The organism is Acidobacteriota bacterium (genome assembly GCA_039030395.1).
Lineage (GTDB): Bacteria > Acidobacteriota > Thermoanaerobaculia > Multivoradales > JBCCEF01 > JBCCEF01.
In genome coordinates this window covers 22,795-34,098 of the sequence record JBCCEF010000032.1, presented here as the reverse complement: position 1 = coordinate 34,098, position 11,304 = coordinate 22,795, and the positions used below count along the sequence as shown (strand labels likewise).

At 64.8% G+C, this 11,304-nt stretch carries 9 protein-coding genes; 7 read left to right on the top strand and 2 right to left on the bottom strand.

Annotated features, from left to right (window positions below; all coding sequences use genetic code 11):
- Window positions 1–461: 461 nt before the first annotated feature.
- The 6 genes from AAF481_19345 (at window position 462) to AAF481_19320 (ending at window position 7,980) form a co-directional block, all read left to right on the top strand.
- Window positions 462–1,718, top strand: a complete 1,257-nt coding sequence (locus AAF481_19345; GenBank protein MEM7483325.1) for an HlyD family efflux transporter periplasmic adaptor subunit — start codon at window positions 462–464, stop codon at window positions 1,716–1,718.
- A gap of 42 nt (window positions 1,719–1,760) precedes the next feature.
- Window positions 1,761–2,495: an ABC transporter ATP-binding protein gene (locus AAF481_19340; protein ID MEM7483324.1), complete on the top strand. Its 735-nt coding sequence runs from the start codon at window positions 1,761–1,763 to the stop codon at window positions 2,493–2,495.
- 4 nt (window positions 2,496–2,499) lie between these two features.
- Window positions 2,500–3,813, top strand: a complete 1,314-nt coding sequence (locus AAF481_19335) for an ABC transporter permease (protein ID MEM7483323.1) — start codon at window positions 2,500–2,502, stop codon at window positions 3,811–3,813.
- Window positions 3,814–3,829: 16 nt separating this feature from the next.
- A complete protein-coding gene (locus AAF481_19330; protein ID MEM7483322.1) occupies window positions 3,830–5,056 on the top strand; it encodes an FtsX-like permease family protein in 1,227 nt (408 codons plus the stop codon).
- Between the two features lie 77 nt (window positions 5,057–5,133).
- Window positions 5,134–6,525 (top strand): sigma-54 dependent transcriptional regulator, encoded by a 1,392-nt coding sequence (locus AAF481_19325; protein MEM7483321.1) that lies wholly within the window; start codon window positions 5,134–5,136, stop codon window positions 6,523–6,525.
- A gap of 48 nt (window positions 6,526–6,573) precedes the next feature.
- Window positions 6,574–7,980: an ATP-binding protein gene (locus AAF481_19320; GenBank protein MEM7483320.1), complete on the top strand. Its 1,407-nt coding sequence runs from the start codon at window positions 6,574–6,576 to the stop codon at window positions 7,978–7,980.
- On the opposite strand, the gene AAF481_19315 is transcribed toward AAF481_19320, so the two are convergent.
- Together AAF481_19315 and AAF481_19310 are read right to left on the bottom strand one after the other, a co-directional pair.
- Entirely contained in the window at window positions 7,977–8,309 is a 333-nt protein-coding gene (locus tag AAF481_19315) for a VOC family protein (protein ID MEM7483319.1), read from the bottom strand. The genes AAF481_19320 and AAF481_19315 overlap by 4 nt on opposite strands.
- A 66-nt stretch (window positions 8,310–8,375) precedes the next feature.
- Window positions 8,376–8,906, bottom strand: coding sequence for a rhodanese-like domain-containing protein (locus AAF481_19310; protein ID MEM7483318.1), 531 nt, complete (start codon window positions 8,904–8,906; stop codon window positions 8,376–8,378).
- Window positions 8,907–9,006: 100 nt separating this feature from the next.
- Between AAF481_19310 and selD the strand changes: the two genes are divergently transcribed.
- Window positions 9,007–11,262 carry a selenide, water dikinase SelD gene (gene selD, locus AAF481_19305; protein MEM7483317.1) on the top strand — a complete coding sequence of 752 codons (2,256 nt, stop codon included), beginning with the start codon at window positions 9,007–9,009 and terminating at the stop codon, window positions 11,260–11,262.
- Window positions 11,263–11,304: the final 42 nt, after the last annotated feature.

Genomic DNA, 11,304 nt, shown 5'->3' with positions numbered 1-11,304 from the left:
CGACGACGACGATGACGACGACGACGATGACGACGACGACGATGACGACGATGACGATGACGACGACGACGATGACGACGACGACGATGACGACGACGACGATGACGACGACGACGATGACGACGATGACGACGACGACAAAAACTAGTCGCCTCGGGATTTGAGCGAGGGTGCTCTCACCGAGAGCCCCATTCGAAAGCCCCGCGTTCGCCGCGGGGCTTTTTCTTTTGCGCCGCCGATGCAGCATCTCCCTCCTGCCTGATCAGGGCTGGTCCATGCTGAGCACCCGGACACCTGTCCGCTCGCACCCGGACACCTGTCAACTATCCGCTCCTTGGCGTCTTTGGGGACTCAGTCTAAGTGTCTGAAAAAAGGTCGCTTACTCTGATGTTGCGAGGTGGCTCGGCTCTTGCTTTGGGAAGGGGCAGGAGGCTACTTACGTGATTCGGAACAACTCAGCGATGGATCGTGTAGTGGAGCGGCCGAAGGGCGTGCGGGGGCGTCGGGCGTGGATCTGGATGGGGGTCGGGGTGGTTTGCTTGATCCTGGCTTCGATGGCCTATCCGTCCATCCGTCGCTGGGCCCAGTCCGAGGCGTCGGTGGCTCTCTCCGACGTTCGCGTGGGGACCGTGATCCGCGGCGACCTGGTGCGGGACGTTTCCGTGCAGGGCAATGTGGTGGCGGCGTTCCGGCCGACCTTGGTCAGTCCGGCGCGTGGGGTGATCCGCCTTGAGGTGGTGGCGGGTCAGTTCGCGGAAGGCGGTCAGGTGCTGGCGCGGGTGGCCAGTCCGGAGATCGAAAGCCGGCTACGCCAGGAGCGCTCGACGTTGAGCTCCCTACGCTCCGAGGTCGAGCGCCAGCGCATTCTCTCCGAACAGACTCGGTTGCAGGGGCGGCAGGACATTCGGTTGGCGGAAGTCGAACTCGAAGCGGGGCAACGCGCCCTGGAACGGGCCGAGCGCATCCGCCAGGAAGGCTTGCTGAACGCGGTGGAGCTCGAGCGGGCGCAGGACGCCGTCAAGGTGTCTTCCCTCGAACTGGAATTGGCCCGCCAGCGCCTCGACCTGCAGACGGAGACCCTCGATTTCGAGCTGCGCCAGCGGCGGTCGGAAGTCGAGCGCCAGCGGCTGGTGGTGGAAGACCTGGAACGGCAGGTCGACGAACTCGCCATCCGGGCACCGGTGTCGAGTCTGGTTTCCCGCATCGAGGTGGCGGATCGCGGCTCGGTGGTGCAGGGCCAGGAAGTGATGACGGTGGTTGATCTTTCGGCCTTCGAGATCGAGGTCGCCGTACCCGAGTCCTATACCCAGAATCTCGGCCCAGGCACCGAGGCGTCGATCCTGTTCGATGGCGAGGAGTACCGGGGCTTACTCGAGAGCCTATCTCCGGAAGTGCGGGGTAGTCGGGTGCAGGGGATCGTCTCCTTCGTCGGCGAGGCGCCCGAAGGGCTCAAGCAGAACCAGCGCTTGAGCACCCGGCTCCTGCTGGAGACGCGCGGCGATACTTTGAAGGTACCGCGTGGTTCCTTCCTGGAAAGTGGTGGCGGGCGTCAGGCCTATGTGCTGGACGACGGCTTGGCGGTGCTTCGGCCCATCGAAGTCGGCGCCCTGAGCGTCTCCGAAGTCGAAATCCTGGGCGGTCTGGAATTGGGAGATCGCATCATCCTGTCGGACATCAGTCGCTTTGAAGGGGCAGAACGACTTTTGCTGCGGCGGTGAAAAAGTTTTTCCAAGGGCAAACGAGAGCGAGGAGATGAGTCCATGATCAGCATGCAAAATATTCGGCGGATCTATCGCACGGAGCACGTGGAAACCCACGCCCTGAGCGGATTTGACCTGGAGGTTACGGCCGGCGAGTTCATCTCGGTCACCGGACCGTCGGGCTCCGGAAAAACGACTTTCTTGAACGTGTCGGGGTTGCTCGACACCTTCGATGAAGGCAAGTACATCCTCGACGGAGCCGACGTCAGTCGATTGACGGACCGCGAGATGTCGCGCATCCGCAACGAAAAGATCGGGTTTATCTTCCAGAGCTTCAATCTGATCCCCGATCTCAACGTGTTCGACAACATCGACGTGCCTCTGCGCTACCGGGGCACGGGCGCCAAGGCTCGCCGGGCGGCGATCGAGGAGTCGCTGGAGATCGTGGGCTTGACCTCTCGCATCAAGCACTTCCCGGCGCAGCTTTCCGGTGGTCAGCAGCAGCGCGTGGCGGTGGCCCGCGCCCTGGTCGGCACGCCGCAGCTCATCCTGGCGGACGAGCCCACCGGCAATCTCGACTCGGAGATGGCGGCGGAGATCATGGATCTGCTGGAGAAGATCAACGGTACCGGCACGACGGTGATCGTAGTCACCCACGATCCGGAACTTGCCGCCCGGGCGCCGCGACAGATTCACCTGCTCGATGGTCGACTGCTCGACATGCAGGACGAAACGGCCCGTCCGCTCTTCGATCCGGCCGCGCAAGCGAAGTCTTCGGTTACGGTGGAGGCCTAGCTCGATGCTCGCTTACCAGATCCGCATGGCTTTCTTGAGCCTGCGCCGAAATCCAGTGCTGTCGGCGCTGCTTGTGGGGGGCATTGCCCTTGGCATGGCCGTAGCGACCACTTTCGTCAACATTCATCACCTGTTGGCGCAAGATCCTCTGCCGTCCAAGAGCCCACAGGTGTTCCATGTTCAGGTCGACGCCTGGAACCCGAACCGGTCCTACGACGAGGACAACCCCGACGAGCCGCCGGACCAGCTCACCTATCGCGATGCGATGGCGATCCAGGGGAGCGACATTCCCACCTACCGTAGCGCCATGTTCAAAGCGCAGATGACGGTACATCCAGCGGCGGCGGATCTGCGACCCTTCCGGGCGATGGGTCGCCTCTCGACGGCGGACGTCTTCCCGATGTTTGCAATGCCTTTTCAGTTCGGCGCCGGCTGGAGCCGAAGCGCCGACGAGGGCGAGGAGCGCGTGGTGGTGCTGTCATTCGACACCAACATCAAACTCTTCGGAGGTGAGGACAGCGTCGGTCGGCGAGTGCGGATCGAGGAAGAGGACTTTCAAGTCGTCGGGGTTTTGGCTCCGTGGCAGCCGTCGCCGAAGTTCTACGACGTCACCAACGGTCCCTACAATCCATCGGAGGAAATCTATCTTCCGATCAGCCTGGCGGAGCCGATGGAGGTGAGGACCGCCGGCAATACCAACGGATGGAAGTTTCAGAGCATCACCAACTACCAGGAACGTCTCGATTCAGAACTCACCTGGTTGCAGCTTTGGGTTCAACTGGACGATCTCCACCAGAAGGAGCGGTTTGAGACCTGGCTGAATGCGTATGCCATGCAGCAGAAGGAACTCGGTCGCATGGAACGACCGGTCAACAACAGGGTGCGCACGGTGACCGAATGGCTGGACAACCAAGAGGTGGTGCCCGCCCAGGCGATGACCCTCACCATCCTGTCGCTTCTCTTCTTGCTGGTGTGCGCCGTCAATCTGATCGGCATTCTGCTCGGCAAGTTCTTGGCGCGAGCGCCGGAAGTGGGAGTTCGAAGAGCCTTGGGGGCGAGCAAGCTGTCGGTTTTTCTGCACCACCTGGTCGAGTGCCAGTTGATCGGCGTCCTCGGTTGCGTCGTGGGGTTGCCGCTGGCGATTCTGACGCTGACCGTCACCAGCCGACTGATCTCCGCCGCGGAGCCCTTCCGATTGACGCCGGAGATGGCCTTGGTGGGGGTGCTGTTGGCGCTCTTCGCCGCGCTGGTCGCGGGCGTCTACCCGGCTTGGCGCATCTGCCGGATTCCTCCAGCCACGTATCTGAAACTGCAGTAGAGGGGAGGCGACACCTATGGAACTCGGACCGATTTTTCGCTCGCTGATGCACAACAAGGTGCGTTTCTGGCTAATCGCCTTGGAGGTCGCTTTGACTTTGGCGATCGTTGTCAACTGCATCACCATGGTGCTCGACCTGCGCACGACTTTTCAGCGAGACACCGGCTACGATGAACTGAACACCCTGGTGGTGACCACCGAACCCTTCGGCTCTCAGTACGCCGACGAGGATTTTCTCGACACTCTGCGGCAAGCGGATATTGAGCGTTTGGAGTCAATTCCCGGTGCCGTGGCGGCGATGGCCAGTAGCGCGACGCCGCTGAGCGGCGGCGGCAGCGGGACCGGCCGCAGGGCCTCCGGTTCCGACCCCGATGCGGATGGCGTGAGCGTGCCCTATTTCGTGGTGACGGAAGGGGCCGTCGCCACCTTCGGACCGAAAATCGTGGCCGGCCGGGACTTTCAGTCAACGGATTTCGACTTTGAAACGGACGAGGAGGGCATCGTTGCGCAGCGCAACGTGATCATCACCCAGGCCTTGGCCGATGCGCTGTTTCCTGGCGGCGATGCTCTGGGCAACGACATCCAGAACCGCGAGGGCCAGATGCGCGAGACGATCATTGGGATCGTCGATCACCTCCAGAACTTTTGGCTCACCTCGGGGGTTGAGGATTACACCATGCTGCAGCCGGGCCGTCCGGGCAGCTCGGCACGGGTGCGCTACCTGGTGCGCACCGAGCCCGGTGCGCGCGACGCCGTAGCCGCCGGTCTCGAAGAGCGGATGCTGGAGGCGGAAGGGGATCGCCTGGTGACCGTCAAGCCCCTCTACGAGTTCAAGGAAGGCTATTACTCCGACGACCTGGCGGTGATCAAGATCCTGACCGCGGTGACCCTGCTGATGATCCTGGTGACCTCTTTGGGCATCATCGGCTTGACCTCCTTCTCGGTGACCGAGCGGCGGCGCCAGATCGGAACCCGGCGCGCCCTGGGAGCGACCAAGCGGGACATCGTGCGCTACTTCCTGGTGGAGAACTGGATGATCACCGGCTGTGGCCTGGCCGCCGGCGTACTGTTCTCTCTCCTCCTCAACTACACTCTGGTGCAGATGGCCGGCATGCCGAAACTCGACTGGCGACTGCTGGTGGGCGGCATGGTGTTGCTGTGGCTGACGGGCATTGCCGCGGCCCTCGCGCCGGCGCTGCGCGCGACGGGCGTTTCGCCGGAGGTCGCCACGCGGACCGTCTGAGGTCGACCGGCCGAGGCTTCGCGCCGGACACCCCCGGTGCTGGCCCGGAGAGCCGTTTTTTTCTTTAGGGATGAGTGATGCCGATAGCCAGTGATCTGCGGGTGCTGATCGTCGACGACCAGCAGGCGGTGGTCACCGCCCTGGAGCTGTTGTTCGATCTGCACGACGTTTCCTGCGCGGTGGCGACCTCCCCCGAGGAGGCCCTGGCGCGGGCCAGGGCGGAGCCCCTCGGCGCGGTGATCCAGGACATGAACTTTCGGCGCGATGAAACCTCCGGCCGGGCCGGCGTGGAGCTGTTCCACGCCCTGCGCGAGGTCCAGCCGGACGTGCCGATCCTGCTGATGACCGCCTGGGCCTCGCTGGAAACGGCCGTCGAGCTGGTGCGCGAAGGGGCGGTGGACTACATTCAAAAGCCCTGGGAGGACGAGAAGCTGCTGGCCACGGTGACGGCGCTGGTGGAGATGCGGGCCGGCCAGCTCACCGACGAGCAGCGCCGGGCGAAGCTGGACGACGCCCGGCGGCAACTGGCCGACGAGTTTGACCTGTGCGGCCTGATCTACGCCAGCGGAGCGATGCATCGGGTGGTCCGGCTGGCGGTGAACGTGGCCGGCTCCGAGGCGCCGGTGATGATCACCGGCCCGAGCGGTTCCGGCAAAGAAAAGATCGCCGAGATCATCCAGGCCAACTCCAGCCGGCGCGATCAGCCCTTCGTGCGGGTCAACGTCGGCGCGATTCCCGAAGAGCTGATGGAAGCGGAACTGTTCGGCGCCGAGGCCGGCGCTTTTACCGGCGCCCGCAGCCGGCGTAAAGGCCATTTCGAAACCGCCCATCGGGGCACCCTGTTTCTGGACGAGGTCGATTCCCTGTCGCTGCAGGGCCAGGTCAAACTTCTGCGGGTGCTGCAGAGCGGCGAATTCCAGCGCCTCGGTAGCAGCGACACCCAGCGGGTGGATGTGCGGGTGTTGAGCGCCACCAATACGGTGCTGGCGGATGCCCTGACCCAGGGTCGCTTCCGAGAAGATCTCTATTTTCGGCTGAACGTGGTGGAGGTTCGCCTGCCTCCCCTCCAGAGTCGCCGAGAGGACATTCTGCCCCTTGCCCAGCACTTCCTCGATCGTTTCAGTGCCTCGGCCGAAGCCAAGAGCCTGAGCGAAGGCGCCGAAAGGGCTTTGCTCCAGCACTCCTGGTCCGGCAATGTGCGGGAGCTGGAAAACCGCATGCAGCGCTCGACGGTGGTCTCCAGCGGCGAACGCATCGAGGTGGGCGACCTCGGCCTGGAAGAAGAGAATGTCGACTCCCTCGGCCTGTCGCCGGAAGAGATCGTCGAACGCCAAGGCCTGGTCCAGGCCTTGGCCGAGGAAGACGGCATCGTCTCGCGGGTAGCCGATCGTTACGAGATCAGCCGCCAGGCACTGTACCGCCGGATGGCGCGCCTCGGCATCGAACTCGAGCGGCGCCCCAAGTTTTGACCTCGGCCTGCCACCGTTAGGCGGCTCCGTTCGGGACTAAGATAGGCCGTGTCCCTGCTCCTGTCGTCCCGCTCCACCACCGAACGCCGCCGCCGTGCGGATCTCGCCCCGCGCCGCTTTTCCTTCGCCGGCAAGGTCACCCTCGGCTTTGCCGTCTTACTGGCGCTGATGGCGGCGGTGGCCGCCACCATCAGCTTCTTCGACTACTCCCCGCGGGTGGTGTTCCTCGGTACTCTGTTGGTCGGAATCAGCCTCGGAGCGTGGTGGATCCAGCGCATGCTGAGCCCTCTGGACCGCATCGTGCGAGGGGTGAGCGACGGCATTCGCAGTTTTCGGGACGGCGACTTCAGCGTGCGGCTGGCCTATCGTCGCAGGGACGAACTCGGGCTGCTGGTGGAGCTCTACAACGAAGTCGGTGAGGTGCTGCGGCAGGAGCGAACCACCGTCCGCCAGCGTCAGCTCTTGCTGCAGACGGCCCTCGACCGGTCGCCGGCGGCGATCCTGCTGCTCAACGCCATCGATCGGGTGATCTACTCGAATCGCCAGGCCCGCGCCCTCTTGATGGGCGGTGGGAACCTCAACGGCCTGGATTTCGGGGAGGTGCGCGCAGGCCTACCGGCCGAAATGCGGCAGATGTTGACGGACGAGCTGGACGGCCTCTTCACCCTGCCGGACAGCGATCCGCCGGAGACCTTTCTCCTCTCCCAGCGCACCTTCCGCCTGAACCGCCGGCGCCACCGGCTGGTGCTGCTGCGCCGGATGACCGGCGACCTCGGCCGGCAGGAGGCGGAGGCCTGGAAGAAGGTCATCCGGGTGATTTCCCACGAGCTCAACAACTCCCTGGCGCCGGTGTCGTCGCTCATCCACTCCGCCAGCGTCATCGCCAAAGAGCCACGCCACGCCGAGCGCTCGGACGAGGTGTTTCGCCTCATCCGCGAGCGTCTCGACCACCTCCAGGGCTTCATCGCGGACTACGCCCGATTCGCCCGGCTGCCCAAACCGCGGCGCGAAGAGGTGGTCTGGCAGGAGCTGGTGGACTCGATCGGCGAGTACCCATCGGTGCAGGTGGTTGGGCCTTTGCCTCGCCAGCCGGGATACTTTGATCCGGCCCAAATCCGCCAGCTACTGATCAACCTGTTCAAGAACGCCACCGAAGCCGGCGTTGGAGTGGACAGCGGGTTCGAGGGCAACGGTCCGCCACCGGTCGAACTGGTCGTCACTCCCGCACCACCCACCGGGGTGTGGATCCAGGTGCGCGACCGCGGCCGTGGAATGGATGCCGAGACCCTCGAACACGCCCTGCTGCCGTTTTACTCGACCAAGAAGACCGGCAGCGGCCTGGGGCTCGCTCTGTGCCGCGAGATTGTCGAAGAACACGGCGGCAAGATCAGCCTCCAATCCGCCGAAGGGAAGGGCACGGTGGTGACCTGCTGGCTACCGGATCGGCCGGACTAGTGTTGGTCGATCAATATCGGGTTGCCGTCCGGGTCGAGGAGCGTCAGGTGGGTGGGTCCGTCGCCTTCTTCGTCGGCCTCGAGCACCAGCGGAATTCCCTTTGCCTTGAGGTCCTTCTGAATGGCGCGGGCATCGGTGGGATTGAAGGTGAGAATGTTCTGGTCGAACATGCCGTGGAATAGGCCGATGATCGCCTCTCCGTTTTGCAGGATCAGGTAGTTTTGTTCGGCGTCGCCGGCCACCACTTCGAAGCCCAGCGCCTCGTAGAACTCCTTGGAGGCGGCGAGATCCTTGACGGTGAGCGAAACGGAGAATCTTCCGAGGTCCATGATTGACGCCTCCTAGGTTTCGTTGGGGGTCTTGCGGCGAGGGTACCGCGCCGTGATCGAGGACGGCTACCAGGTGGTTTCGATGCCCTGCGGGGCGAGATTCCACCGTTTGCCGTAGACGTGAAGCTTGTCGGTCGGACCGGCATCGTCCACCAACTCACCGCCGGCGTGAGTCCAGGACAGCAGGCTGCCCTCCAGGTTGAGGATTTCGATGCCCTGATTCTGCAGCTTTTCGGCGTACTTGCCGCTGCGATAGCCCACGGTGCAATAGGCGACCACCAGACGATCGCCCAGCTCCTCCCGCAGTTCCGTGGGGTCTTTCGGCAGCTCTTCGGGGGTGACGGAGTTCCGAATGCGCGAAATCCGGCGCTCCTTTGCCGATCGCACGTCGATGAACAGAACGTCTTCGGTGTCCCGCCGTCGCATGACCTCTTCGGCGGAGATGCCTTGCACCTCGACGAAGGAGGCGCGGTAGCCGTCGTACATCTCCTGGATACGCGCGCGCTTGGCGGCGTCCGAAAGGTGATCGGTGGAAGCGGCGCAGCTCACGGCGGGAAGGGTCAGTATCGAGCAGAGGAGCAGACAGACCGAGCGCATGAAAGATATTGAATCATAGGTGCCCGGCGCGGATACAATCGCTGAGGCCGTCCGTTCCGGCCAGTCCATCCACTGCTACCTCGCGCCGAGCGACTCGAAGATGCCATCCCGCCGAAAAAAACAGCGTGAGGTCGTCCTCGTGGGCGGTGGACATTCCCATGTACAGGTGCTCCGCGGACTCGCCATGGAGCCCCTGCCGGAATTCCATCTGACGGTGGTTCTCGACACCCCGATCGCCGTCTACTCGGGCATGGTACCGGGATTTGTCGCCGGCCAGTACCGCGCCGAGGAGCTGGAGATCGATGTGTTGCCGCTTGCCCGGCGGGCCGGTGCGCGGGTGATCCTGTCGGCCGCCGTGGCGGTGGACGCCGCCGCCCGCCGGATCGAACTGGCGGATCGCCCGTCCATTACCTACGACGTCGCCTCCTTCGACATCGGCTCCACCGTCGCCGGCTTGGATCTGCCCGGGGTGTGCCAGCACGCCCTACCGTCGCGCCCCATCGGCCGGTTGGTGCAGCGGGTGGAAGAGGTGGTGGAGCGAGTCGGCGAACGGCCGGCCGGAGAGCCCTTTCGCATTGTCGTCGCCGGCGGCGGGGCCGGAGGAGTCGAGATGGCCTTCGCCCTGTGGCAACGCCTCGGCGGGGCGGAAGATCCGTCCCTGGAGGTGCATCTGGTGCAAGGAGGTCGGCGGCTCTTGCCGGGAGAACCCGAGTCCCTGGTGCGGCGGGCTCGAAAGCACGCCGTGGCGCGCTCAATCCGGATCACCACGGGACAGCGCATCGCCCAGGCGGAAGCGGATCGGGTGGTTCTGGAAGATGGCCGAGAGCTGCCGTGCGAGCTGCTGGTGTGGGTGGTCGGCGCCACGGCACGGGATCTCTTTACCCGTTCCGGCTTGGCGACGGACGACCGCGGCTTCGTCTGGACCCGGCCGACCCTCCAGGTGCGGGACCACGACGATCTGTTCGCCGTCGGCGATTGCGCCACCCTGCTCGAAGCGCCGCGAACGCCCAAGGCCGGCGTCTACGCGGTGCGCCAAGGGCCGTACCTGCTGGACAACCTGCGCGCCTTCGCGGCGAGCGAACCCCTGCGCCGATACCGGCCGCAGTCGGATTTCCTATCGCTTCTCAATCTGGGCGACGGCGAGGCCCTCGGCACCAAAGGGCGCTGGTCCTTCGAGGGTCGCTGGGTGATGCGCCTCAAAGACTGGATCGACCGGCGGTTTATGGACAAGTTTCAGGTGTTGGACGCCGAGGGGGCGCTACAGAAGTCCTTTGAGGGCGCCGGGATGGGCACGAGCGATTCCGCCTCCGGCGAGATGGAGTGCGGCGGCTGTGCCGCCAAGATCGGTCAGACCAGCCTGGCCCGTGCCCTGGCCCGCTTGCCACCGGCTCCGGCCGATCCCGGCGTCTTCGTTGGCCTCGACCGTCCGGACGACGCGGCGATTTTCACCACCCGGCGGGGCGACCGGATCGTCTCGACGATCGACGCATTTCGGTCCTTCACGGACGATCCGTTTCTAGTCGGTCGCGTCGCTGCCGTCAACGCCCTGTCGGATCTCTGGGCCAAAGGCGCCCATGGGCGCCACGCTCAAGCGCTCGTCGCCCTGCCCAGCCATCTGCCATCCTCGGTGGCCGAAGAGATGCTCTATCAGGTCCTGGCCGGAGCGCGGGTCGCTTTCGATGCCGAAGGGGTGACTCTCCTCGGCGGGCACACCACCACCGGCCCGGAACTGCTGGTCGGCTTCGCGGTGGACGGCGAACTGTCCGCCGGGCGCGCGCCGCTGACCCTCGATCTCCTTGAAAGCGGGCAGGAGCTGATCCTCACCAAAGGCCTCGGCACCGGCGTTCTCCTCCAGGCGGACATGCAGGGGCGCCTGCGCGGACGGTGGCTGGAATCGGCGATCTCGTCGATGGTCCAGTCCAACGCCCGCGCCGCCGAAATCGCCGTCGCCCACGGCGCTACGGCGATGACCGACATCACCGGCTTCGGCCTGGCCGGCCACCTGCTGGAGACGCTGCGGGCAAGCGGCGTGTCGGCGCAGATCGATCTCGATGCCGTGCCGGCCCTGCCGGGCGCCATCGAACTCCTCGGTCAAGGAATCCGCAGCACCGCTCATGAGGAGAACGCCCGGGCCAAGGCGCAGCTCCTGGTGCAGGGCGAAGCGGTCCGCCATTCCGCCTATCCGCTTCTGTTCGACCCGCAGACCTCCGGTGGGTTGCTCTTCGGAGTGCCCGCGAAAACCGTTGAGGAAGTTCTGGACCTCCTGCAAGGGGCCGGTTTCTCAGAGGCCGCGCGGATCGGGACCGTTCTGGGGTCCAGCGGGGGCTCTGCCTCCCCCTTGCAGGTCAGCGCCTAACTTTGATTCTGGCCAGAGAAGTGGAAGGCCCGCGATCCCGAG